The organism is Paenibacillus sp. J22R160, assembly GCF_059692135.1.
On sequence record NZ_JCAUAU010000002.1, the window covers coordinates 202,306 to 224,434 of the forward strand.

Here is a 22,129-nt window from a genome sequence, read left to right on the forward strand (position 1 = left end):
ATATGATGTAACAAACTAGTAGAAATTAGGTGATAGAAAGTGACCAAAGGTTTTGATTGTTCAACGCCTTTAACGGCGCAAACCGCCGCTGCTTTCGTCAAAGATGGCTACTCGTTTGTGGCCAGATATCTCGTCCCGAGCGGGTATAAGGCTTTAACGAAAAGTGAAGCGCAGCGGATTAGCCAAGCAGGTTTGGAAATCGTATCTGTTTATGAAACTACGGCAAATCGGGCGCTCGGCGGAAGAAGTGCAGGATTGGCTGACGGCGCTACCGCGGTACAGGTGGCTCATCAGTTGGGGCAGCCTGCAGGAAGCTGTATATATTTTGCCGTCGATTTTGACGCGACAAGCGCTCAGATGGCTACGGTCATTGCATACATCCAAGCGGCAAGTGAAGCGACTCCGGAGTATACCACTGGGGTATACGGATCGTATGCGGTAATGGAAGCCGTGAAGAAGGCAGGTGCCTGCTCGCGGTTTTGGCAGACCTATGCATGGAGCGGCGGTAAAAAATCCACATTCATTAACATTTATCAATATTTGAATGATGTTTCAGTGAATGGTATCCAAATCGATCATGATGAATCCTACGGCAGTGAAGGCTGGTGGAACACGCTGACACCAGCGACCTATCCACTTGCAACGCATGATGCCAATGTAATTATACCTTTCCTGTCTGCTGGCTATGAGGCGACAACTTCGCTTCCAGCTCGAGCGGAATTCCATCGCTTAGCGAATGAGCTGCGCAAAGCTTCTGGTCAGCCGCAGCAGTAAATAGAAAGCCCGTTAACTCTCGTTTCATGTGAGAGCTAACGGGCTTTTGTCATTGCATGACCGCGCTGCGAATATACCAACGCGAATCAAGCGATGCTCTTTCGAGCCGAAAGAGCACACGCCTGTATGCAGGCGCGGAAGCACGTGACGGTGTAACCGTAACGTCGACCGCAGCCTCAAGCTCAAGGAGCTGGGACACGTCCCGCTCCGGGAACTTGGACAGGCGGCGCATGCTTCGCACATGCACCGCCTGCTCTTGCCCTGTGGTGACCTGCAGCAGCTGCAGGTCACCTTGGTTGGCACCGCTGATCCAGACGTCGATCAGCGCCCAAGGCGAAAGCTTGCTGATGTAGGACGACAGCAAGCCTGCTGCCCGGTGCACCATGACCTGGTGCGCCGGATCCGAGGAACGGGAGCCGTGCGTCACGCTCCCGAGGAAGTGAATACAGAAATGACCGTCGAAGTCATTTCCGGGAATACCGTCTCCGCCATGCGGCATGCCGTGCATGGAGCCAGCCAGCGTGCGGCCGTTAAACTTCACGAGGACCGCTTTGCGGTCCCAGCTCCAGGCGCCGCCGTAAATGGTTTTGAGCGTCGCGGAGTCGCTCTTCGTCAGCGGCTGGACGTCCGCATGGCTCGAGCCTGCGCGGCGTTGTCCTTCAAAGCTTAGACCGCTTTCCACGTCGGTAATCGTGAATTTACTATATTTAGGGATGACCAAGCTTGCGTCTTCCCAAGTCAGGATTTCGCCATAGTGCCGGGCTCTAAGGGCTTGAACTTGTGTGCGAAGCTCATCTTGTACGCCAGTCGACACAGCAAAGATGGATTTGGTCATAGGATCAATCAACTCACCATTTACCGTGACGCCGTAGTTTAGCGTCTGCCCTTTTTTATGATAAATGAGGGTGGCATCTGGCGGCAATGCCTCAGAATACGAAGCCCCTGCAGTTAGTTGCTCAAGTTCTCGCTGCAACTTTTTATTTTCAAAAGATGACTCTGATCGGTAGGCCGCATGAGGCGATGCCCGGACAACCAACTGAAAAGTATTCGTATTCGCCGTTTCTTGATAACTGAGGGCTTGACCATAGGAATGGCCGGACATCACAGAAAGCAACAGGGTGCAGATCATCGTTCGGAGCAAGCGGGTTGCTCGGGCATGATGCATAGGTAAGCTTCCTCCTGAATTGATTTTAGTAGCGGTCCACATTTGAATTGCTGGATGAAACGCCATAGTCAAGTTTTTACTAATTGCCATAAATTTATGAACCATTCATCGTCAACTGCTGTCTGAATTGGATTTGTGTTAAAATATAACAGTACTTAGGAAAGGGAGGTTAACTTATGCAACCAAGTGAAAGTAAAGCATTTGAGCTACATATAGCAGAGAATCGCACGATCAGAGGTGATTTCTACGAAGCGGCATCACAACCGGCTCTAGGGACGATTATCATTTGTCATGGATACAAAGGCTTTAAAAACTGGGGGATGTTCCCATACGTGGCGCAATCATTGGCTATGAATGCAAATGTGATGGCAATCAATTTCTCTCACAATGGTGTTGGAGAAGATCTGCTTGAATTTACAGAGCTTGAGAAGTTCGCACGCGATACATATTCCAGAGACCTTGAAGACTTGGACGTTGTTGTGAAGGAAATTCGGCGGAATGAAAAGTTTCATGATGCAGGGGAGAAGCCGATCTTGCTTATGGGCCATAGCAGAGGGGCGGGGGTCTGCCTGATTTATGCGCTGGATCATCCCGATCAAATTGCAGGTGTCATTAGCTGGAATGGGATTTCGAATGTCGATCTGCTGACAGAGGAAAATAAAAAAGAGATGCGCACAGCAGGAAGAACATATACGTTAAACGGTCGTACGAAGCAAAATATGCCGTTAGATCTTGAGATCCTTGAAGATATGGAAAGCAATAGTGAGCGTTTCAATATTATAGGTAGAATTAGCGGCGCAGCGTTCCCAATTGCGTTAATTCAAGGTACCGAGGATGGGGAGAGGCTAATTCGAGGCTCAAAACAGCTGGTCGAGCAAAATCCTGCTATCCAGTGGATCCGTATTCCTGAAGGCAATCATACCTTTGGCTCCGTTCATCCTTATCAAGGGGAGCCCCAAGCGCTTAAGCAAGCCATTCAAGAGACCCTCAATACGATTCGAGAAATGTTAGGATAAAAAAATCACATGTTAACGAATAGACAACTTGGCGTAACGATACTTATTACCATTCTTGGGCTCGCAGCCGCATATGTGCTGCAGATCGCCTTGGCGATTGGTTTTTCATTTGGATTGATAACCTTGGTAATCATCGTCTGGCGAGGCGGAGCTGCCTTCAGGGGCATCCTGCGAAGTATGTGGGTGGGCATCAAACATACCAAAGAGGTCATGTGGATTCTCGCATTAGTCGGCATTGTTATCCCAACATGGACAGCTAGCGGGACAATCCCCTACATGATCGATTTAGGACTTCGCATCGTAGATCCTAGTTTCTTTCTTACCTTTTCGTTTGCTCTTTCCGTGTGTATTTCTATGCTGCTTGGCACCTCTACGGGAACACTAAGCTCGGTCGGAATCCCGCTAATTGGTCTTGCTATGCTGCTGCAAATTCCTTTACCGATGGTTGCAGGGGCTCTCGTTTCAGGCGCTTTTGTCGGTGATCGGACTTCGCCTTTTTCAAGTGCGAACCGTCTTGTAGCATCTTCTACAGGTGTTTCCGTCAAAGACTTATTTAAAGCGTTGTTGCCAACTACGATCGGGGCTGGATGTATCACCCTTGTTTTTTTCTTGTTTTGCGATATAAGCGGCGAGTGGCATCAAGGGGAAAAAGATTTGCTTCGTGAGCAATTTGGTACTGGTTTTAACTACAGCATTTGGTTGTTATTGCCTGTGCTCCTATTATTACTTTCGATTCTACTAAAATTTAAAACAAGAAACGGATTTCTCCTTTCCATTGCTAGTGCAATAGGAATTGGCTTGATTTTTCAAGGAGTCACTTGGTTTGAATGGCTGCATGCGATGTGGTTTGGTTACCATTCCAGTATGTTTGATTCGCTGCAAACCAAAGGTTTGTTCAATATGGTTGAGTTAATTGTACTTATTGGACTTGCGGGAGCGTTCAACGGCATTTTGGAGGAAAATCGTGTTTTAGAGGCCTATATGCAAAAATTATTGGGAGGGAGCTCCACTTCCTTATTCGCAGCTACTTTTCGGACTGCCTTATTCGGCTTAGGTCTCGGCATGGTTTCGTGCACGCAAACCCTCCCGATCATGATGTCAGGCAGGAGCTTGCTGCCTTTCTGGGAAGAACGCTTCCCGCGCAGTCAGCTTGCCAGAGTTGTTGCAGATTCTAGCCTCATTCTTGCTGCTATGATACCTTGGAATATGCTTGCTATTGTATGTGGAACCATTGTAGGGGTTCCCGTTGAGCAATACGTCAGTTATGCACCTTTTCTTTGGGCTTTGCCATTATGTACTTTAATTTGGTCGTACGTGTGGAGGGGCAGTGGGAAAGCTGTCGTCGGATATTGAAAAGAAGGAGAGCTGTAACATGTCTACAACTTATTTTATTTCAGATCATCACTTCGGTCATAAAAACATCATTGACTTCGAAAATAGACCCTTCGCTGATGTTGAAGAAATGACAGCGGCCATGATTGCCAAATGGAATGCGGTCGTCCGTAACGAGGACAAAGTTTTTCATTTAGGTGACTTTTCTTTCTTAAATAAAGAGCGCACACAGGCCATTGTTTCACAGTTGAATGGATACAAAATCCTCATCCTCGGCAATCACGATCGGGGGAGATCCAGGACCTGGTGGCTTGATGTTGGTTTCGATGAGGTAAGTGAGTACCCTCTCATTTATATGAATTTCTTTTTTCTATCGCATGAGCCAATGTATATGAATAAACAAATGCCCTATTTGAATGTTCATGGTCATATTCATGGACAGAAATATGAAGGGCGGCATTATTACAATGTGAGTGTGGAACAATTGGATTATACACCTGTGTCTTTTGAGCAGATTCGTGATTCTGTTGTCGTGGATGAGGAGCAGGCGTAGAAGTAACAGCTAATGAAATAGATCGGAATGCCTATAAGAGTAAGCACCTGAAATGAATTGGGTGTTTTCCTGTTTCTGGTATTGAAAAAGCAAGTTTTAAGGTTTGTAAAAGGTGGGAATAATGAGATTAATTGTTCGAGGAGGTTGAACTTATGTTAAACGATAATAACACTTATTTAAACGAGGCAGAAATCGAAATTATTTTGAATGCGATTGATTTATCGAAGGATGCCTTGTTGAAAGTGTATACGAAGGATTGGCTTGAAACAAGGATTCATGACATAACAAATAAACTCGATTCACATCAGAAGGAACTTGAACGGAATCGAAGTGAATGATATATTCTGAAAGTGTTAGGGGAGAAGACATCTGGTTATTCGGGTGTCTTTTTGTCGTTAATAGTGAAATTTGAATCGTTTTGGTGCAGAGAGATAGTTTATCGGCTTGATAGTTATTGGAGATCAATTTTTGATCGTGAAAGATGTGATGTAATAAATGGAAGAGGAGAAAATAGAGAATTACATATTATACGTTGTGTGATTAAAATCTGAGAGGGTGAGTGTTCGATGTGTTTAAAATTCCAGAACAGTACAAACTCTATCGTATTTGTGTCCTATGCATATTTTAATCAATCTTGTGCTCCAGGATTGTCCTAATTCCTTTTCCCAATACAATAAGGGGATGGTTCCGCATTCTTCCTGGACAGACGGTGGAAGTGTTGTTTCTTTACTTGAAATTGTGGCAAGAGCAATTCATATAAATGGATGTGCAGTAGTCATTTCATTAATTGTTGTACTAATAAACAAAACCCGCATAGCACATGGCTTTGCGGGTTTCTGTTATATATGACCTGTAGTGGGCTCGAACCACTGACCCCTACCCTGTCAAGCTTGGTTTCTTATTTGGAAGTAATCTGTATTAGTCTGAAAACCCTTGAAAAATCAGCTATTTAACACTTCTATTCTTGAATTATCAGGTGATACTTAGAACAAAAATGAATCGTTTGGTACCCCAATTGTACCCCCGTACCCAATTTCGTACCCCAATCGTACCCAATAATTTAGTTGGCAGCAGCTTCTTTTTTTGGATCAAATTTATCAAACCTCCGAGCAGTTATATCCTTCACATTTTCGCTAACATGAGAGTAAATATCCGATGTTGTGGAAAGTTTCGAGTGTCCGAGCTGCTTCTGAAGAATTTTCAAAAGAGAATCCTCATCAGCACCGGTTGTTGCACCATCTTCCAAAAGCAATGAAGCATAGGTATGACGCAACTCATGAAAAGTCAGATAACGAATTTGGTTCTTTTTGCAAAATTTCATCCACCATTTAGAAATGTACTGATAATAATAAGGCTCACCGAAATCATTATGAAAGACGTAGTTGCGATCACCGCCGCGCCAAACACGTCTGGCGTTCATTTGCTGTGCTTTCCACTCCACGTAGAATGAGCGAAGTTCCTGCATATACCAGGCTGGCATCTTTACTAAACGAACTGAGCTCTTAGACTTCGGTCCTTTTTCAACTGGAACACCATTTTCAGTTAAAGGAATGTTGTTGATCACGGATATGAAATTTCCTTCAAAATTCACCGCGGGCCACTCCAAACCATTTAATTCACCACGTCGAAACCCACCCAATATGGCTCCGAGACACATGAGGCGTTTTTTTCTAGAAACATTGAAGAGGGCGGCAATGGTAGCGTGGGTTTCCGATTCGGTGTAGGATTGTTTTTCTTTGGTGTCTATTGTTGGCCTTTTAACATTATCCATGGGATTGGATTTAATGAAATTCCATTCTTTTGCTCGTTCGAAAAGATTATTGAAGGTCTTATGAACATTATCAATAGAACTGCTGGCAAGTTTTCCTTCTTTCCCATCAAGTCGTTGACCTGGTTCTTCTAACTTGTTCAAATATTTCACAAGTTCTATTACTTTTATTTCATCGAGAAGCCTATGCCCGTATACGGGAAGAATGCGGGAGTTAATAACATCATTGTAAAAACGTCGTGTAGTAGGAGAGAGGTTCTTAATGTTATTGGCATATTCCGTTCGCCACAGTTCTACGAATTGCGTGATCGTCATCTTCTCCGGCTTAATGTATTGGCCTGATTCAACTTCCATTTTAAACTTGGCAAGCTCATCATCAAGAAAGCTTTCTAATTTTCGTTTGCTTTTAAGAATTTCATCGCTTGCATGCACAGTTTTACGCTCAAACAGTCTTTTCCCTTTAACATCGTATCCGAGGTCAACTTGAAGGCGAAATGAATACTCTCCACGTTTTGTGACGCTAGCCATAAATTAAAACCCCCAGTCGTAATATCGGCTTATATTCATTTGCATAACATGTTCGACGTCAGACATCTGAATGATGAACTGATCGATATCCAGATGATCAAAGAACTGCGTTTTTTTCAGTTCTTTGATGCGAGAAAGCATAGAGTGGATGTCTACCAGAAAACCTTCAGGTCTCAATACATCGAGCACTAAATCTTCAATTGTTACACTGAAGCTCATTATATTTTCACCAATATCAAAATCACCTCGCTTAACTCGTTTAAACGGTGCCTCTAATGGTATGAAAAAGCGTTTTGCGTTCCAATTGAATTTGCCTCTGCCAAAGAAAACAATCAGCCAAACAGGATTCAATATATTTAGTTCTGGATTTTCTTCATAATAAACACGGATTTTCATTTTCGTTTGTCTTACCGTACCTTTCCGTATATCTACGATGAGTTTCAGCGATGAAATCTTGGAGCTCTTGTTTAGTACTTTTAACTACTTTTTGAGAAAAGCGTTCCTTAATTTTAATGTCCTGCTCATGCCAATACATTCGATTTTTTATTTGCTCAAGTCGTTTCTTCACAAATGAGTCTGGGAGTACAAAAGCCTCCGTTAAGACTTTGACCAGATTATGAGCTTGAACATATTTGAATTGCTCAAGCATGTAATAGGGCATAGCTGCGTAGAGCTGGAACTGATCGGCTTGCATTTCTTGGAGTTCCCTTAAACCAGGAGGAAGTTTGTCTTGATTTCCGGTGTGCAAAAGCATATGACCTAACTCATGAAAGAAGGCTTTACGCCGTTCAACAGTTCTTTGGAAAACATTTATTAGAATGACAGGATAGAAAGGGTTATCATAATCCACACAAGTGGGGCCGTTATAAAACTGCACGTCGCCTCTGAACCAACTGACGATACGGTCTAATTCCAATTCAGCAGGGTAATGAATGCCTGCGGTTTGATACTCTCTAGTGATCCATCTTTCTAGATCATTAGGTTTGTATAATGTTAGGTCCATGTTATTTTCTCCTAATTAATTGGAATAAAAAGAATATATGTTCGCTTTTTAATTGAAAATAAAAGCCCTTGCTTGGGCTGTTATTATCTTACTCTAAATTCGCAATTCATTGTTAAGAAGTATCCACCATCGATGTATACCGCATCTTCAGTATAACGTTCGATCGGAGCGCCAAAATCAAGCAGCTTACCTTTTTGCATGACCATCACTTTTACGCCTGTTTTCATAGCTTCTTCGAAATCGGCAGGGGTTCGGAGAGTTTGGTTTCGTTTGAGCATAAATTTTAAACCCCCGTGTACTCAAAATTGTTCAGTTCATTTACTGATGAACTATTTCTTTTTTGTTCTCTAATAAATGAAATTAGTACCACTAGACAAGAGGATAGATTTAGTATGAACGAAAGCAACAAATTCCACGTAGGAACACTACCATTTACTTGGTGTGTAATAATTAGTGCTAGACTAATTCCAGATGCAATAAGAAGGATTCCCAAAATTATAGAAATGGTAATTATTTTTCCTCTGGGTACCATGGAAGCACAAATTACTATAGCTACCGCAAAGCTAATGAAATCTTGATAGAAAATATAAATTAATTGCCCCACCAATCCTGAATCAGAAGCAGGACCGAAATATCTATACAAAGCAAATTTTCCTACAAGACTAGTAAGCGCATAACTAATAAAAAGGCTTGGGATGAATAAAAACCATCGTAATGTGGTATTCCAATTTTCGAAAAGGGACATAATTGGCTCCTTACAAATTCCTCATCGGTTGAGGGAGTTACTATTTATCTTCTTGTTTTTTGAATGCCTTATACATTTTTAATTGCTCCATTAAGTATTTCTCTTCATCTGGAGTAATAAAGACACGGAATCCATCCGGATGTTGTATGTAAATCTTATTTCTAATTTCGTCAAACTTTTTATTAGCTATTGCTTTATCTTCATCAGTAAGGTTATCTCCTCCGCCATAGTAGGCGCGGCCACCTGTTTTGACATCTTTTCGCCCCGATTCATCGGATACCCCAAGAAGCCAATCGAGAGAACAATTATATACATGTGAGATTGTTGACAGAATTTCCTTATCAGGAGATCTGTAATCTCTTTCATAATTTGAAACAACTTGAGATGAAATACCGAGCTTCTCGGCTGCTTGGGCCTGAGTCCATCCATGGTTTTCCCGAAGCATTTTCAATTTTTCACCAAGAGTCATCAGCTATATCACCTCCGTTTACTTATCATACCATCACTAAACGCAATGTTTAATAACATAAACGAAAAGTTTATCTTTAGTATTGACTAACCGATTTGGTTAGTATATTATTAGGTTACTAAACTAAACAAATTGGTTAGTCAATGGAGGTGATATAAAAGTGATTCAAGTTCATCAACGTATTGAAAAAATGAGAATCCAAAAAGGTGTTACAAAATCTTTTCTAGCAAAGAAATTAGGCATTTCAGCAATGGGTTACCATCACCTTTCTACAGGGAGAAATTCTATTAGTACTAACAGGCTTCAAATCATTGCAGAGGCATTGGGAGTACCTCCAGAGGAATTTTTACGTCCTGAACTAAACGGAATGGTTATATAGTCAGGCGCACATAACAAAGTTGATAAAGGAGCTTGATACCGTTGGTTGACTATTAAAATTTTTGAAAGGAGGTGTGGATGTGGAACAAACAGATCTGAACATTTTGGAAGCCGCCGAAAAGTTGCGAGTACATAGAGACACTTTGTATACATTGGTAAAAAGAAAGCAAATCCCACATTACAAAGTTGGAAGACAAATCTTCTTCCGTCTTGAGTCACTGGAGAATTGGAAATTATCAATGGAACAACAGAGTGTTGCCCATGGTTAATTTCTTGGAAAAGGTGCCCACTCGTACGAAGGTGGGCTGAGGTGAAATACGAAGGATTATTTTGTTAATTTCATTTTATATATAGTAGGCATCCATAATCTACCTAGTTATCTTGCCAGATTGTCCATATAAGGTCTCAAATCGTTAACTTCTATTCCAAGAACACGAAAATTGAATGAGAGGAGCTAAATATCATGTCTATTGGTGAGGCAATTATTTCTTATCGTAAGAAAAGGAACATGACTCAGCAGGCGCTTGCAAACGAGTTATCAATGGACGCTAGTTATCTGTCAAAAATTGAGCAAGGAAAGCGTGATCTACCAGCTGGCTACGATCAAATTGTATCATCTCGGCTTGATTGGAGAACTACATTGGAATTGATCGACGTAAGGACAGATGGGTTTATCTCAAACATTTTAAGATATGTACCTAATTTAGATCTTCACCCAGCAGCACTTAAAGATTTACTTCAAAAAGAAATTTCAGAGCTTACAGCAGCATTGGAGGGCCTTGTGACAGCTAAACACATCGATCCCGAGAAACGTAGGGAAGGCGCAGAGAGAGTTTGGTTTGAAATCAGCGATGTTATTGATAAGGCAATGGTAATGAAAGGTGTATTGGAAGAAGAGTTTGGATTAGATCGCAAACGCTTGATACAAAAACATCAAATGGAAGTTAAGCGCGGGGAGCGTTAATACAAATTGGAAGTAGGTGAAGTCGTTGTTCATTTCAATGTTAAATGCGGAAGGACAGAATTCCGGTGTTCTATACGCAAGCGGTGTAATGAAGGCAGCAGAGGTTAGAAGAATGGCTGCGGACTTTCGAGCACAAGAAACAATCAGTGCAATGACTCAAAGGATTATTAAGGAAAATGGCGTTTCAGTAAATAAAGAAATAGCCACCGCTGTGAACGATGACTATTCCTATTTAAATCCTGAAAAAATAATTTGTCCATTAAGTATATCTCTCATGTCAATTGAAGGCAAGGGGGTAATCCATGAAACGTTCAAAGTTGCCATATTACAAAAGGACTCACATTAATATGGGAGTAAGCAAGGATGAGGGATTAACATGGCAGCAAGAACTAGTGAATGTTCGGGAGTGCCGGCCTAATTGCACTCAGTTAAAGGTTGGAGACCAGATTTGGTGGGTTAACCGGCGATTTGTAGTCTATTTACATGATGACGGCCGTATTCAGTTAAGAATGGTCGAGAATCGTAGTGAGGAGGTTGAAAGCTAGATATGTATACAAATATGGATTTTTATAGAATAACGTCTGCATTAGATACAGTAATTCACGAGAACAAGGAACGATTTTCACGCAACCAAGAATGGCTGAATGATGCAACTTTATTAGGAGATCCAGCAGGAATCGAAAGGTCTATGCGTTCTTTAAATATCTGTGAAAAGAATATAGAAGAGAATAGAGCGTTAGTATTCAAAACAGAAGTAATAAAGCGATGGACTGAAGCGGAAAAGATATTATTCCCTGAGAGTTTTGAACCTAAGACAAAGGAGTGTTCATAGCATGAAATCTAAGTTTCAATGGAGTGATCGAAACGCTTGCGTAGCTGAATTAGCACTGTTTTGTGTCGAGCGTGAGGTGAAATTTGAGCAGGCAATAAAAGCTGTTCTACTACATAATTACTGTACCAATATCTCTCAAATGACACAAAAGCATATGGTTGGTTTAAAAAAAGATGTCACTAAACGCACAAAGGACATGAAATTAGAGCTTAATGCACCAGAAATTGGTGATACAGTGCGTGTTAATAAGCTTGTACCTAATCCACTATTGGGAGGGCACAGGCAAGATGGGAAGCAACCTGTGGAAGCAGTAGTACTAGAGATTAGGCGAACGTCTTCATGGATTCATTACAAGGTCAAACGAGTCCAAGATGGAGAGATTCAAGAAGGTTATGGGTATATGATCAGGAGTATTGTCAGACGGGCTAGAGAGGCTTCTGGTGTGGTGTAACACTTTTGCAAACGCTAGTCGAAGCCTCTAAAGCATCAAATTTAAGGGGAAGGAGGATGAACTCGATGGCTAGACCACAAAAAGAAGGACTAGAATATTTTCCGCTGGACATTGGAATCGAAGGTGACGATAAGCTGGTAGTTGTCGTTAGTAAGTACGGCACACTTGGCTTTGGAATTATTGTTCGTCTTATGTCTGAAGTATATAAAAACGGATACTTTTATCCTTGGACAGAGAGAGAGCATCATACCTTTAGTAGCAAGATTAATGTAGACGTAAACACTGTAATATCTGTAGTTTCTGAATGCATAAAGTGGGGTTTTTTCCATCAAAAACTATATGAGAAACACGAAATTCTTACTTCAGCAGGGTTCCAAAAGCGATTTCTTACGGCAACTTCACGAAGAGCGAAGAATAGTATTTTGCCTGAATATCTTTTAGTGCCGATTAAAGAAAAAGAGGAAAAAACGGCGGTTTCTGATAGCGATAACTCTGCTATTGATGACAATATGTCCTCAGAAAGTACACAAAGTAAAGTAAAGGAAAGTAAAGAAGAATTAAAAGATAGTAGTAATAATGGTGATGATAGCGAACAGGCTAAAACTTGCACTGAATTTAGCAATCTAGCAAATCAAAGTCAAGAGAGTTCGAATTTACAAACCAAGACCAATGTATTTGGTATTTATGAACGTGAAATAGGCGTTCTGTCACAGATTGTCTCCCAAAAATTAATTTCTTTAGAAGAAGACTTCACCGAAATATGGCTGAAAAGAGCAATTGAGGTAGCAGTTTTTGCTGGAGAGAAGAAGTTGCGGTTCATAGAAGGGGTTCTTCGTAAATGGGAAAAACTTAATGTGGACGAACCTTGGAACGTGGAGCATGAGCCTGAACAATCCAATCTTCATAGGGGAAGTGGAAGGCGGATGTCATCAAGACAACAAGGGTCAACAAGACCCAAAATACAAGGTGTTTTGTCTACTGCGGTTCAACCAAGTCGCTTAACTCCTGAAGAGCTCGAAAAGGCTCGGGCGCAGGCAAGAAAACTAGATGAAAGGCTTAATAAAAAGGTCGTGGTCGGTTGAATTGGTTATATTATCAACTGCGACCCAAAGTAGCATCCCAGTCCGATCGTTGAGCCAATCGGCTAAAAACGGAAAATCACGAAAAGGTTTGAGGTGACACACAGGTCTTGGAAGAATACAACGAGGCAAATCAGGCAACCATTGATGATTATTTACAGGAGGAAGCACTAGTGAAAAGCTTTAGCAGTGCACGAAAATTTTTTGCTAAATATGAAAGAAGGTGAAGAGAATGTAATTCATATCAATGATCGAGCATTCGTCATTTCACCTGCTACGGAAGATGATATCGAGCGGATTGGAAAAGGTTATTTTTGCATTGATTAAGGAGATGGAAAGAAAGGGGAAAGCCATTGAAAGTACTTATCTCATTTGAAAAAGACAGTAACGGTAATTATATTGTTTGTTATAAAAAACAGAGAATTATCGTTCTACCCCAAGCATTTAAGCGTTTAACAGGTGTTAATGACAAAAGTGTCGTTGGAAGTTTGCATGTGGAATTCAATACACTTTCTGAAATCGGATTTATTAAAGAACCTGTAGTAAGTATTGTACATGAAAAGTCGGTTGGCGATATGACTGTTGATGAGATTTGCTCTTTTCTAGAACGTGAGGGAATTCAGATTCATTCAACTGAGCAAATAATGAAATGAAAATTGAGGAGCATGGGAGTAAGAAGAAATGAGCATTGCAATTGAAATGAACGTTATAAAACTTATTGAACACGCTCTGAAGCCGCTGATCGAATATAAGAAAAGAGATATTTCGAAAATGGTTATGAATGTAACGGCTACGTCCCCACTAGCCGAACAAGGATATGTAGAAACAAAATACGGTGTGCTGGTCGTAGTAGCAAATGAATGGCTTCAGAAAGGGAGTTCTTACATCGTAGAAGCAACTAGCATAGGCAGTACATTTGGATGGGTGACTCAAAGAAAAGAAGGAGGTAGATAGCTTGGCAATTAGCGATATTGAAAAATTAAAAGCATATGGTAGGTTAAATGAGTACCTTACTCAGGCAATGGAGTCTAAGCCAACTCTGGAGCAAGCCTCAGTTGCAGTAGAACATTTATTTAGAACATATGGGGCAGAAAGTGAGGAAGAATTACTGCAAAAAGCTGACATGGAGCTTTTTGATTATTATAAAGAAATGAAAGCAGCAATTATTAAGACAGCACAATAAAAGAATCCTCTGCGTGTAACCTTGGCCGGGCTCGCAGAGGATTAAGTCATTCTTACACCAATTATAGCATAAAGGGGGTGTATAGAATATGATGGTAGCCGAAAAAGAAGAGCAATTTAGCATGTTTCCAGTAGCTTCTACAACTGATATTAATAGAGCAAAAATTCAACTTTCTGAATACACAAAAATGATGAGGGCTCTCAATGAATTCGAGCGAAACCCGCCAATCACAGAGTTGAATAGACAGCGTGAAACGGAATGGAGCAATGCTTGTGCTTCGATAAAACGGGCAGTTGACGGAATTTTAGAATATAATGTAAGAGAAGTAACTGAGTATCGTTTTATCAAAGGCAACACCCGTGCTGCGACTATTTTACGTTTCAGTGGATGGGGCTACTGTGAAAAAACAATTGACCGCAAAGTATATGAGGGTATTGTATGTGTGGCCAATATTTTAAAATATATAGATTAAATTTTTTTGGTTCTTTTAAAAAGGAAGTTATCATTAAATGTCGAATAGGTAAAACTAATTAAATTAATCAACGGGGGCAGTCAAAATGACAGCTGAAATTGGAATACTTAACACCCATGCTGTAGCATTAGCTGCCGATAGTGCAGTTACGGTTACTAATAGACGAGGGCAAAAAATATTTAACTCTGCTAATAAGTTGTTTAGATTATCTAAATACCATCCCGTCGGTATTATGGTATATGGAAATGCCGAATTGTCTGGAATGCCATGGGAGGCAATCATAAAATTTTACAGAAAAAAACTTAATGATAATAGTTTTTTATCTGTGGCAGATTATGGTGAAGACTTCATAAATTTTATTATTGAAAATGATTCCTTGTTATTCACGCCTGAGTTAAAAAGGAAAGGTGTTACCTCACTAATGCTAGGATATTTTGAAGAATTATTGGAAGAAGTCAATGAAGGTTTGTCCAATGAATTCGACGATCAGGATGATATTAAAGCCGATGAAGTACTGGCTGCATTTGAGGAGAGAATACAGGATAGATTTAATAGTGTTATAGAGGTTCCATTGTTAGAACAATTTACTTCCGAAGACATTGGGATTTATTCTGATGAATATGGGGATCTAATTGAACGGATCGCAAAAAAAGTGTTCGAAGATACTCCCCTGACTGATGCAACATCTGATATTTTGCGCAACATCGGGTTAAATTACCTGTGTAGAGATTTATTTGGTGAAAGCACTTCAGGGATTGTTATTGCAGGCTATGGGGATAATGAATTTTTTCCTGCTATAAGTTCATATAAGTTTGAAGTGAAAATTGGAAATAAGCTAAAAAGTAAAGTTGATCTAAGTAAGACAGTTAAAGTAAGCCATAGTGATTCTGGCGGTGTAGTACCTTTTGCACAGGACGATATGGTTTATAGTATTATGAGTGGGATAGATCCTTATTTAGAGACGTTTTCGAACGAGTTATTAAAGGAATTATTTGTGGAATATCCTGAGGTAATGGTAAAAAATATTCTTAAATCAGTTCCTGATCTAAGTGACTCAGTAGTAGGGCAATTAACTCAAACGCTCACTAGCCAATCTGAAGAACTATTGAAGACTTTTTTTGAAGAAACAAAAAAATATAAGAAAATAAAGAATATTAATCCAGTTCTACATTCAATTCATACGATGCCAAAAGAAGAATTAGCAGTAATTGCTGAAACCCTTGTAAATTTGACTTCGTTCAAAAGAAAAATTAGTGCAGATGCAGAGACTGTTGGAGGTCCAATTGATGTAGCATTAATTACGAAAGGCGATGGATTTATTTGGGTAAAAAGAAAACATTATTTTACTCCTGAGTTGAACGCGCACTTCTTTCAAAATTATTTAAGGAGTTGATGTTTAATGGCTAAACTAATGTTGGCTTCAAATGGATGGAAACGAAACTTATTTAATCAGCAAAATAATAAAACTAAGTATGAAAAATTAATGAATAATCCTGAAGCACTTGCAAAAATAATTGCAAATCAGACTGTTGAAAAACTATCGCAAAATATAAGTCAGCAGAAGAAAAAGTGATTTAATTAAAATATTTTTAAAAATTAATTAAGCCCAAAAGTCCTCCAAACTGACTTTAAACCCGTTATTTCTTAAACTTACTATTAATTTTACCATTGCTGAGACACTGGGATCTTTGTTACTTTTGATAAGTTTATTTACTTCTTCTTTACTTAGCCCAGTTGCATCTACAAGCCAATAAACTGACAAATCGTGATTTTTTAGAAATTTCCAGAGTTTACTTCTAGTCTTAAACATTGTTTCCTCCAAATTAAATTTATTTCCAATCTTTGCTTTCTCTTTGGAAAATCCTTATAATATAGGTATATTGTCCTAAAAGGAGCAAGGATATGACGATTGAGGAACAGAAGCCGGAATTATTTATTGGTTCATCTAGAGAGGCGATTGATTATGCGCGTGCAGTTCATGAGAATTTGGAGCGCGTCTCACAAGTTACACCGTGGTATACAGCATTCGATGCCAATAGCTACACGATGGAAGCTTTGGAAAATCAACTTGATATAAGTGATTTTGGCGTTTTCGTGTTCGCGGCAGATGATGTTGCACTCCATAGGGGGAAATATGTTTTTATAACAAGAGATAATACAATTTTCGAAATGGGTCTTTTTTGGGGGAAATTACGGAGAAAGCGTGTCTTTGCGATTGTTCCGAATGGAGTACCAGAACGAGATGATTTAGTTAGAGATGAAAAGATTAAAGATTTCCACCTTTTATCAGATCTAAGTGGTATAACTATTTTAAAGTATAGTCAAGCTGTGCGTGAGAATTTTCTCGCGGCCACTGACGTAGCTTGTGGGCATATTACTAAAGCGATAAAACAAGAAGGTGAATTTGAGGATCCAATCGATCTTCTAGGTCTCACTGAGTTTGAAATGGACAAGAAGCAGAGTATTCTTTCATTTTTTTACGAACTCAATAAAAATCTTAAAATATCAGACCTACAATTAATGTATGATACATGTAGCGAAGCTGTTCGGAATTCTTTATTTATACCTGATGGATTTAGAGTGAGAGGTGCAGCATTCTGGAAAAAAGAAGGAAATAAGGGAATTCGTCAAGTTGGGGGAAATGTAGGCAAACATCGTTTTTATGAATTTGATGGGTATTCTCCGCAAACTACACAAAGTAAGATTTTTGTTTTAGATGCTTCATTAAGCAATAATTGGACGTTCTACAGACTTAAAAAGGTTGTTGAAGTTATTGTACTGTGTTATCCTTTGAATACAGATCATGTACTCTCAATACACATAGCAGGAGCAGGAAAGAATTTATTATCAGATGAAAATCTTGCTGAAATTGTCGAATCCAATAATGAACTTTTTGATACTATTAGAGACCTAATTGGAGGGATTCAGTATGAGTCAAAATAACAAAAACAAAAAGCCTTCGATTTATGAATCTGCGACTGGGCGATGGGTGACCAGGAATTATAGTGATAAATCCACAAAGAAATGGGTTAGTCATGATCATTCTGGAGTGTTTATTGGGCCAACAGCTGAAGGTGGAGATACTGAATACGTTAAGGTTATAAGTGGGCCAGTGAATAATAAACGACCTTCATTTGCAAAATAAAAAAACAGTACGACATTTAATGTCGTACTGTTTTTTTATTTTTATTTTTTTCGTGAGAATATAACTTCTCGGGGTTTTTAAGTGAAATTGTCCAATGTATGTCTACTAAATGTCTTGAATTTAAAGGTAAAGTTCCATTGTAGAGAAATAATTCTCTAGGTAATGGCTACTGAACCTATATCATATGTGGCTACTCGGTCATGCTGTGGGATCTTACTTCCTTAGACGTTTAGCGTCAGTGGTGTGGTGTGAGGAGGGGTTAGATGCCCCATGTGAAGTGCATGCCTATATAGGCATACAGTTTCTATTGTTCATACGGCTATCATGAGCAAGAGAAAAAAGTATTTTTTTATGTCAATCAGCAGACAGAAAAACAAGCCGTTTACACTGCTTGTTTGTATTTCTAAGCTAAGATACTTGGGTAGGGAAATAAATAGATGTTTAAAAAGCTGAAAATATTAATAGATAAGAATAAGCCGTCAACTGTCAGCAAGGCTTCTAGACCAGCATGTATGGCGACATAGTAGGCAACTACACAAAGGAGGGAGTAACAATGAAAGCAATTGGTAGTGTAAAGCTGCGCTGTATGTGGGGACGTTGGGATGGATCGAAGAAGTTTTGTTCTAAAGTCGACTGTGTAAAAAAGATGGTTCTGTATGAATACTGTTGAACCGATCCGTGACCTTGATATTGTGACGAAGATTAAATGGGACCTTCGGAAGAGTTCGCCACGTAATTACGCTTTATTCGTTCTAGGAATTAATACGGCCTTGCGGATCTCTGACATTCTAAAGCTAAAAGTCAGTGACATGAATAAGCAAGAGCTTCATATCAGAGTAACCAAGACAGGCAAGGAAATTACGTTGCCAATCTCTAATTATTTGCGGCGTGAGCTGCGTGGTGTCATGGAAGGGAAGGAAAATCATGATTACTTATTTGTTTCCCGTCAGATTAAGAAGAAGGATCGGATTCGTAAGCAGATCGATCGGAGTGTCGCTTATCGTATGCTTAGCAGCATTGCCCGCAAATATGGGCTGGAGCGAATTGGTACCCACTCGCTCCGAAAAACTTTCGCCTATCACCACTACAAGGAAAAAAAGAACATAGCAGCTCTCATGGATCTGCTTGGTCATTCGGATCAATCCATGACCTTACGGTACATTGGAATTGCTCAGGATGACATCAATAAATCGGTTCGAGATTGGCATTTATAGAGCAGTGCACCACAAATAGCCTATGGTGCACTCATTATCTTAACGCGTTTGAAAGCTTGCTACATCAAGGAAAAAGTGATGTAACCGAGTGCACCACAATATAAGATATGGTGCAGTCAAAATAGAAAAATCCTCGTAATTAATACGAGGAAATTTGAAGAACAAATAATTAATTCTTATGTTTCGTAGGATCGACCAACTTATAGCCTTCTCCGGGCTTTTGCGTTGGCGGAAGAGGATTGCCTTTTGTTGAAGTTACCTCTCTATCCTTGTCTCCACCTCTTGGTCCGACTACTTTATACTGACCAGACTTAGGTGCAGGCGTACCTGGCTTGAGTTTATCTGACATATTATCACCCCCTGAGTAAATAGTTCGACAACGATTGGGAATTTCCTCCAATTAATCTATTTTAAAGGTACTCCTGGAGCTTTATAAGGGTGAGGGTGCGCGTGAGCCCGAAATCTACCTAGCTACAAAAAAATTTCGTTTTCTTCGTTTCGATATACATACCCATGCATAAAGATACAAATGCCTAAAACCCATGCGGTGCTTGGGTTTTTCGATGTTCCAAGAACGCTTCAGGAACGCTTTAACGAAAGAAATTGAGCAATTCAAAACGAAACATGCGAAATGGCAAAAACGTCTTAAATCAGCCATTTTGCCCCTCAAACAAGGTGCGATCACGAAGGAGGTTACTCATCTGGGGATTGAAGCGAAAGAAACTACATTTACCACGCATCAAATCGCGAATATTCTCGGTCTGAGTCCTCGCCGTGTGCAGCAACTTGCCGAAGAAGGCGTTCTGATTCGAGCATCCAAAGGCAAATATTTAGCTGCAGAGTCCGTCCAGAACTTCATTCGTTCCCTTCAAACCAAAGAGGGCAAAGCGGAAGTTGATTTTTTTGAAGAACGAGCCAAGCACGAGAAGGCAAAACGAGAAAAAGCGGAGCTGCACTTGGCTGTCATGAAAGGAACCCTGCACCGCGCTGAAGATGTGGAATGGGTGATGGATGACATGATTGCCGCATTTCGGACGAAAGTGCTCTCGCTGCCTTCCAAACTGGCTCCTCAACTGCTTGGCAGAACCAATCAAGGTGAAGTGCTTGGCCTGTTAACGCGTGAAGTCAGTGAAGCTCTAACGGAGCTTTCCGATTATGACGGATTCTTATTTAATAACAAGAATGAGAATTTCATTGGTGAGGTGGATGCCGATGACGGACACGACAACCAGTGATTTTTCAAAAACGTTTGCTTTTTTCAAGAAATTAGCCAAACGTGTCGCGCCGCCACCGCCGCACACCATTTCATCGTGGGCAGATTCCTATCGCAAGCTGTCTGCAGAAGCGTCATCGGAGCCAGGTCAGTGGCGGACAGACCGCACGCCGTATATGCGGGAGATCATGGATGCCTTTATTGATCCAAATTTGGAACAAGTGGTCGTCCAGTCCTCGGCACAAGTCGGGAAAACGGAACTGCTGCTCAACATTGTTGGTTATTATGTGGATTACGATCCTGCGCCGATGATGCTGATTCAGCCAACCGAGGGGCTTGCTGAAGCCTTTTCAAAAGATCGGCTTGCTCCAATGATTCGAGACACGGAAACACTGGCAGCCAAGATATCCGATGTCAAAAGCCGTGATGGTGAAAACACCATCTTGCACAAGAAATATCCAGGCGGACAAATTACGCTTGGGGGTGCGAACGCGCCTGCTTCTCTTGCTTCCCGTCCAATCCGCATCGTGCTTTGTGATGAGGTTGATCGGTATCCAGCATCTGCCGGCACAGAGGGCGACCCTGTATCATTAGCCGTTAAGCGGACGACAACCTTTTGGAACCGTAAAGTTGCCCTTGTCTCGACTCCAACCATTAAAGGAGTATCGCGGATTGAAGCTGCGTATATGATCAGCACCATGGAACAATGGTGCCTGCCGTGCCCTAGTTGCGGCGATCTTCAACCGCTCACTTGGGAGCAAGTGCGCTTTGATGACGCGAGTATGGCCTGCAAGTACTGTGGAGCCATTCATGGTGAGTTTGATTGGAAAGAAGGGGCAGGGAAATGGGTTGCGAGAAAACCAGAATCTAAGGTCCGAGGCTTTCATCTCAATGAGCTTGCTTCCCCATGGAAACGATGGAGTACAATCATCGCTGAATTTCTTGACGCAAAGAAAGATCCAGAGACATTAAAGGTGTGGGTTAATACATCACTAGGCGAAACATGGGAAGAAAAAGGCGAGCAGCTTGAAGAAGATGACTTGTTAAATCGGCGAGAAGCCTATGGCGAAGCACCTGTTCCTGCCAATGTTAAACTGCTAACGGCAGGCGTTGACGTTCAGAATGACCGGCTAGAAATTGAAGTTGTTGGCTGGGGGAGAGGCAAAGAGAGTTGGGGGATTGAATACCGAATCATCTATGGCGACCCCACGAAGCCGCAAGTATGGACCGATCTTGATGATTATATTGCCAGATCTTTTCATAAGAGTGATGGCAGCGGATTGATGGTTGCCTGCACTTGTATCGATTCAGGGAATGGGAACCACTCGACAGAGATTTATCGGTACTGCGTAAAACGTGAACACCGGCGCATCTTTGCCATTAAGGGTCAAGGCGGACTAGGTATATCCTTTGTAGGGCGCATGTCGCGAACACCACGCGAGAAATGCGCTCTTTTTATTATCGGTGTCGATGCAGGGAAAGAAACCATTATGACGCGCCTTAAAAACAAATTTGAGGGCACAGATGGGTACTGTCACTTTCCTACCGAAGCCATACGCGGTTACGGCGAGGAATATTTTCATGGTCTCACAAGTGAAAAAAAGGTTATTCGCTTCCACAAAGGAAGGCCACGCATTGAATGGATTAAAAAGAGTGGCGCTCGGAATGAACCGTTGGATGTTCGGAACTATGCGACAGCTGCTTTGGAGATCTTGAACCCCAATTTGGATAAGGAAATTCCAACTGCCACCGCACCAAATAAACCAAACACTCAAGTCGCAGCGCCCCGAAAACGCGGCACCATTTCAAAAGGTGTCGGCGGATAAGGAAAGGAGGTGAAAAGGA

General features: G+C 41.0%; 31 protein-coding genes. 23 read left to right on the top strand and 8 right to left on the bottom strand.

The window, feature by feature from the left end:
• Positions 1-39 precede the first annotated feature (39 nt).
• Positions 40-774, top strand: a complete 735-nt coding sequence (locus AC58UW_RS04255; protein ID WP_497419468.1) for a DUF1906 domain-containing protein — start codon at positions 40-42, stop codon at positions 772-774.
• Between the two features lie 49 nt (positions 775-823).
• Here AC58UW_RS04255 and AC58UW_RS04260 read toward each other — a convergent pair whose 3' ends face one another.
• Positions 824-2,029, bottom strand: a complete 1,206-nt coding sequence (locus AC58UW_RS04260) for a hypothetical protein (RefSeq protein ID WP_497419469.1) — start codon at positions 2,027-2,029, stop codon at positions 824-826.
• A gap of 86 nt (positions 2,030-2,115) precedes the next feature.
• Between AC58UW_RS04260 and AC58UW_RS04265 the strand changes: the two genes are divergently transcribed.
• The 4 genes from AC58UW_RS04265 to AC58UW_RS04280 all read left to right on the top strand — a co-directional run bounded on the left by AC58UW_RS04265 (position 2,116) and on the right by AC58UW_RS04280 (position 5,178).
• Positions 2,116-2,955: an alpha/beta hydrolase family protein gene (locus AC58UW_RS04265; RefSeq protein WP_497419470.1), complete on the top strand. Its 840-nt coding sequence runs from the start codon at positions 2,116-2,118 to the stop codon at positions 2,953-2,955.
• A 9-nt stretch (positions 2,956-2,964) separates the two neighbouring features.
• The gene (locus AC58UW_RS04270; protein ID WP_497419471.1) at positions 2,965-4,308 is read left to right on the top strand and encodes a Na+/H+ antiporter NhaC family protein; all 1,344 of its coding nucleotides are present in this window, start codon (positions 2,965-2,967) and stop codon (positions 4,306-4,308) included.
• A 19-nt stretch (positions 4,309-4,327) separates the two neighbouring features.
• The gene (locus AC58UW_RS04275) at positions 4,328-4,840 is read left to right on the top strand and encodes a metallophosphoesterase (RefSeq protein ID WP_497419472.1); all 513 of its coding nucleotides are present in this window, start codon (positions 4,328-4,330) and stop codon (positions 4,838-4,840) included.
• A gap of 152 nt (positions 4,841-4,992) precedes the next feature.
• Complete coding sequence (locus tag AC58UW_RS04280) at positions 4,993-5,178, top strand: hypothetical protein (RefSeq protein ID WP_497419473.1); 186 nt, start codon at positions 4,993-4,995, stop codon at positions 5,176-5,178.
• Positions 5,179-5,900: 722 nt separating this feature from the next.
• On the opposite strand, the gene AC58UW_RS04285 is transcribed toward AC58UW_RS04280, so the two are convergent.
• The 5 genes from AC58UW_RS04285 to AC58UW_RS04305 all read right to left on the bottom strand — a co-directional run bounded on the left by AC58UW_RS04285 (position 5,901) and on the right by AC58UW_RS04305 (position 9,353).
• On the bottom strand, positions 5,901-7,136 hold the full coding sequence (locus tag AC58UW_RS04285) for a tyrosine-type recombinase/integrase (protein WP_497419474.1): 1,236 nt from the start codon (positions 7,134-7,136) through the stop codon (positions 5,901-5,903).
• Between the two features lie 3 nt (positions 7,137-7,139).
• Entirely contained in the window at positions 7,140-7,532 is a 393-nt protein-coding gene (locus AC58UW_RS04290) for a hypothetical protein (RefSeq protein WP_497419475.1), read from the bottom strand.
• The gene (locus AC58UW_RS04295; RefSeq protein ID WP_497419476.1) at positions 7,510-8,139 is read right to left on the bottom strand and encodes an ImmA/IrrE family metallo-endopeptidase; all 630 of its coding nucleotides are present in this window, start codon (positions 8,137-8,139) and stop codon (positions 7,510-7,512) included. Before AC58UW_RS04295 ends, AC58UW_RS04290 begins: the two co-directional genes overlap by 23 nt.
• A gap of 83 nt (positions 8,140-8,222) precedes the next feature.
• On the bottom strand, positions 8,223-8,417 hold the full coding sequence (locus AC58UW_RS04300) for a hypothetical protein (protein ID WP_497419477.1): 195 nt from the start codon (positions 8,415-8,417) through the stop codon (positions 8,223-8,225).
• 507 nt (positions 8,418-8,924) lie between these two features.
• Entirely contained in the window at positions 8,925-9,353 is a 429-nt protein-coding gene (locus tag AC58UW_RS04305) for a helix-turn-helix domain-containing protein (RefSeq protein ID WP_497419478.1), read from the bottom strand.
• A gap of 160 nt (positions 9,354-9,513) precedes the next feature.
• Here AC58UW_RS04305 and AC58UW_RS04310 point away from each other — a divergent pair, with 160 nt between their 5' ends.
• The 13 genes from AC58UW_RS04310 to AC58UW_RS04370 all read left to right on the top strand — a co-directional run bounded on the left by AC58UW_RS04310 (position 9,514) and on the right by AC58UW_RS04370 (position 16,285).
• A complete protein-coding gene (locus tag AC58UW_RS04310; RefSeq protein WP_497419479.1) occupies positions 9,514-9,732 on the top strand; it encodes a helix-turn-helix domain-containing protein in 219 nt (72 codons plus the stop codon).
• A 79-nt stretch (positions 9,733-9,811) separates the two neighbouring features.
• On the top strand, positions 9,812-10,000 hold the full coding sequence (locus AC58UW_RS04315; RefSeq protein ID WP_497419480.1) for a helix-turn-helix domain-containing protein: 189 nt from the start codon (positions 9,812-9,814) through the stop codon (positions 9,998-10,000).
• A gap of 194 nt (positions 10,001-10,194) precedes the next feature.
• On the top strand, positions 10,195-10,695 hold the full coding sequence (locus tag AC58UW_RS04320; protein WP_497419481.1) for a helix-turn-helix domain-containing protein: 501 nt from the start codon (positions 10,195-10,197) through the stop codon (positions 10,693-10,695).
• A gap of 37 nt (positions 10,696-10,732) precedes the next feature.
• The gene (locus AC58UW_RS04325; protein ID WP_497419482.1) at positions 10,733-11,041 is read left to right on the top strand and encodes a hypothetical protein; all 309 of its coding nucleotides are present in this window, start codon (positions 10,733-10,735) and stop codon (positions 11,039-11,041) included.
• A 201-nt stretch (positions 11,042-11,242) separates the two neighbouring features.
• Positions 11,243-11,527, top strand: a complete 285-nt coding sequence (locus AC58UW_RS04330; protein WP_497419483.1) for a hypothetical protein — start codon at positions 11,243-11,245, stop codon at positions 11,525-11,527.
• Position 11,528: 1 nt separating this feature from the next.
• Entirely contained in the window at positions 11,529-11,978 is a 450-nt protein-coding gene (locus AC58UW_RS04335; RefSeq protein WP_497419484.1) for a hypothetical protein, read from the top strand.
• A 65-nt stretch (positions 11,979-12,043) separates the two neighbouring features.
• Complete coding sequence (locus AC58UW_RS04340) at positions 12,044-13,060, top strand: Lin1244/Lin1753 domain-containing protein (protein WP_497419485.1); 1,017 nt, start codon at positions 12,044-12,046, stop codon at positions 13,058-13,060.
• Positions 13,061-13,410: 350 nt separating this feature from the next.
• Positions 13,411-13,710, top strand: a complete 300-nt coding sequence (locus tag AC58UW_RS04345) for a hypothetical protein (RefSeq protein ID WP_497419486.1) — start codon at positions 13,411-13,413, stop codon at positions 13,708-13,710.
• 28 nt (positions 13,711-13,738) lie between these two features.
• The gene (locus AC58UW_RS04350) at positions 13,739-14,011 is read left to right on the top strand and encodes a hypothetical protein (RefSeq protein ID WP_497419487.1); all 273 of its coding nucleotides are present in this window, start codon (positions 13,739-13,741) and stop codon (positions 14,009-14,011) included.
• A gap of 1 nt (position 14,012) precedes the next feature.
• The gene (locus AC58UW_RS04355) at positions 14,013-14,240 is read left to right on the top strand and encodes a hypothetical protein (protein WP_497419488.1); all 228 of its coding nucleotides are present in this window, start codon (positions 14,013-14,015) and stop codon (positions 14,238-14,240) included.
• A gap of 88 nt (positions 14,241-14,328) precedes the next feature.
• The gene (locus tag AC58UW_RS04360) at positions 14,329-14,712 is read left to right on the top strand and encodes a hypothetical protein (RefSeq protein ID WP_497419489.1); all 384 of its coding nucleotides are present in this window, start codon (positions 14,329-14,331) and stop codon (positions 14,710-14,712) included.
• An 85-nt stretch (positions 14,713-14,797) separates the two neighbouring features.
• On the top strand, positions 14,798-16,105 hold the full coding sequence (locus AC58UW_RS04365) for a hypothetical protein (protein ID WP_497419490.1): 1,308 nt from the start codon (positions 14,798-14,800) through the stop codon (positions 16,103-16,105).
• Positions 16,106-16,111: 6 nt separating this feature from the next.
• On the top strand, positions 16,112-16,285 hold the full coding sequence (locus AC58UW_RS04370; protein ID WP_497419491.1) for a hypothetical protein: 174 nt from the start codon (positions 16,112-16,114) through the stop codon (positions 16,283-16,285).
• Positions 16,286-16,312: 27 nt separating this feature from the next.
• On the opposite strand, the gene AC58UW_RS04375 is transcribed toward AC58UW_RS04370, so the two are convergent.
• Positions 16,313-16,522, bottom strand: coding sequence for a hypothetical protein (locus AC58UW_RS04375; RefSeq protein ID WP_497419492.1), 210 nt, complete (start codon positions 16,520-16,522; stop codon positions 16,313-16,315).
• A 92-nt stretch (positions 16,523-16,614) separates the two neighbouring features.
• Between AC58UW_RS04375 and AC58UW_RS04380 the strand changes: the two genes are divergently transcribed.
• The 3 genes from AC58UW_RS04380 to AC58UW_RS04390 all read left to right on the top strand — a co-directional run bounded on the left by AC58UW_RS04380 (position 16,615) and on the right by AC58UW_RS04390 (position 19,071).
• Positions 16,615-17,655 (top strand): TIR domain-containing protein, encoded by a 1,041-nt coding sequence (locus AC58UW_RS04380; protein ID WP_497419493.1) that lies wholly within the window; start codon positions 16,615-16,617, stop codon positions 17,653-17,655.
• Complete coding sequence (locus tag AC58UW_RS04385; RefSeq protein ID WP_497419494.1) at positions 17,642-17,857, top strand: hypothetical protein; 216 nt, start codon at positions 17,642-17,644, stop codon at positions 17,855-17,857. The genes AC58UW_RS04380 and AC58UW_RS04385 overlap by 14 nt, the downstream gene beginning before the upstream one ends.
• A 656-nt stretch (positions 17,858-18,513) precedes the next feature.
• Entirely contained in the window at positions 18,514-19,071 is a 558-nt protein-coding gene (locus AC58UW_RS04390; RefSeq protein WP_497419495.1) for a tyrosine-type recombinase/integrase, read from the top strand.
• A gap of 169 nt (positions 19,072-19,240) precedes the next feature.
• Here AC58UW_RS04390 and AC58UW_RS04395 read toward each other — a convergent pair whose 3' ends face one another.
• On the bottom strand, positions 19,241-19,420 hold the full coding sequence (locus tag AC58UW_RS04395) for a hypothetical protein (RefSeq protein ID WP_497419496.1): 180 nt from the start codon (positions 19,418-19,420) through the stop codon (positions 19,241-19,243).
• 214 nt (positions 19,421-19,634) lie between these two features.
• Here AC58UW_RS04395 and AC58UW_RS04400 point away from each other — a divergent pair, with 214 nt between their 5' ends.
• Together AC58UW_RS04400 and AC58UW_RS04405 are read left to right on the top strand one after the other, a co-directional pair.
• The gene (locus AC58UW_RS04400; protein WP_497419497.1) at positions 19,635-20,306 is read left to right on the top strand and encodes a type IV toxin-antitoxin system AbiEi family antitoxin domain-containing protein; all 672 of its coding nucleotides are present in this window, start codon (positions 19,635-19,637) and stop codon (positions 20,304-20,306) included.
• The gene (locus AC58UW_RS04405; RefSeq protein WP_497419498.1) at positions 20,254-22,110 is read left to right on the top strand and encodes a phage terminase large subunit family protein; all 1,857 of its coding nucleotides are present in this window, start codon (positions 20,254-20,256) and stop codon (positions 22,108-22,110) included. The genes AC58UW_RS04400 and AC58UW_RS04405 overlap by 53 nt, the downstream gene beginning before the upstream one ends.
• The last annotated feature ends 19 nt before the right edge of the window (positions 22,111-22,129 follow it).

Coding starts and splice junctions, on each gene's coding strand:
- AC58UW_RS04260 (WP_497419469.1), bottom strand. CDS start 2,029: ATGGCAATTAGTAAAAACTTGACTATGGCGTTTCATCCAGCAATTCAA.
- AC58UW_RS04265 (WP_497419470.1), top strand. CDS start 2,116: ATGCAACCAAGTGAAAGTAAAGCATTTGAGCTACATATAGCAGAGAAT.
- AC58UW_RS04270 (WP_497419471.1), top strand. CDS start 2,965: ATGTTAACGAATAGACAACTTGGCGTAACGATACTTATTACCATTCTT.
- AC58UW_RS04275 (WP_497419472.1), top strand. CDS start 4,328: ATGTCTACAACTTATTTTATTTCAGATCATCACTTCGGTCATAAAAAC.
- AC58UW_RS04280 (WP_497419473.1), top strand. CDS start 4,993: ATGTTAAACGATAATAACACTTATTTAAACGAGGCAGAAATCGAAATT.
- AC58UW_RS04285 (WP_497419474.1), bottom strand. CDS start 7,136: ATGGCTAGCGTCACAAAACGTGGAGAGTATTCATTTCGCCTTCAAGTT.
- AC58UW_RS04290 (WP_497419475.1), bottom strand. CDS start 7,532: ATGAAAATCCGTGTTTATTATGAAGAAAATCCAGAACTAAATATATTG.
- AC58UW_RS04295 (WP_497419476.1), bottom strand. CDS start 8,139: ATGGACCTAACATTATACAAACCTAATGATCTAGAAAGATGGATCACT.
- AC58UW_RS04300 (WP_497419477.1), bottom strand. CDS start 8,417: ATGCTCAAACGAAACCAAACTCTCCGAACCCCTGCCGATTTCGAAGAA.
- AC58UW_RS04305 (WP_497419478.1), bottom strand. CDS start 9,353: ATGACTCTTGGTGAAAAATTGAAAATGCTTCGGGAAAACCATGGATGG.
- AC58UW_RS04320 (WP_497419481.1), top strand. CDS start 10,195: ATGTCTATTGGTGAGGCAATTATTTCTTATCGTAAGAAAAGGAACATG.
- AC58UW_RS04325 (WP_497419482.1), top strand. CDS start 10,733: ATGTTAAATGCGGAAGGACAGAATTCCGGTGTTCTATACGCAAGCGGT.
- AC58UW_RS04330 (WP_497419483.1), top strand. CDS start 11,243: ATGTATACAAATATGGATTTTTATAGAATAACGTCTGCATTAGATACA.
- AC58UW_RS04335 (WP_497419484.1), top strand. CDS start 11,529: ATGAAATCTAAGTTTCAATGGAGTGATCGAAACGCTTGCGTAGCTGAA.
- AC58UW_RS04340 (WP_497419485.1), top strand. CDS start 12,044: ATGGCTAGACCACAAAAAGAAGGACTAGAATATTTTCCGCTGGACATT.
- AC58UW_RS04350 (WP_497419487.1), top strand. CDS start 13,739: ATGAGCATTGCAATTGAAATGAACGTTATAAAACTTATTGAACACGCT.
- AC58UW_RS04360 (WP_497419489.1), top strand. CDS start 14,329: ATGATGGTAGCCGAAAAAGAAGAGCAATTTAGCATGTTTCCAGTAGCT.
- AC58UW_RS04365 (WP_497419490.1), top strand. CDS start 14,798: ATGACAGCTGAAATTGGAATACTTAACACCCATGCTGTAGCATTAGCT.
- AC58UW_RS04370 (WP_497419491.1), top strand. CDS start 16,112: ATGGCTAAACTAATGTTGGCTTCAAATGGATGGAAACGAAACTTATTT.
- AC58UW_RS04375 (WP_497419492.1), bottom strand. CDS start 16,522: ATGTTTAAGACTAGAAGTAAACTCTGGAAATTTCTAAAAAATCACGAT.
- AC58UW_RS04380 (WP_497419493.1), top strand. CDS start 16,615: ATGACGATTGAGGAACAGAAGCCGGAATTATTTATTGGTTCATCTAGA.
- AC58UW_RS04385 (WP_497419494.1), top strand. CDS start 17,642: ATGAGTCAAAATAACAAAAACAAAAAGCCTTCGATTTATGAATCTGCG.
- AC58UW_RS04390 (WP_497419495.1), top strand. CDS start 18,514: ATGAATACTGTTGAACCGATCCGTGACCTTGATATTGTGACGAAGATT.
- AC58UW_RS04395 (WP_497419496.1), bottom strand. CDS start 19,420: ATGTCAGATAAACTCAAGCCAGGTACGCCTGCACCTAAGTCTGGTCAG.
- AC58UW_RS04400 (WP_497419497.1), top strand. CDS start 19,635: ATGTTCCAAGAACGCTTCAGGAACGCTTTAACGAAAGAAATTGAGCAA.
- AC58UW_RS04405 (WP_497419498.1), top strand. CDS start 20,254: ATGAGAATTTCATTGGTGAGGTGGATGCCGATGACGGACACGACAACC.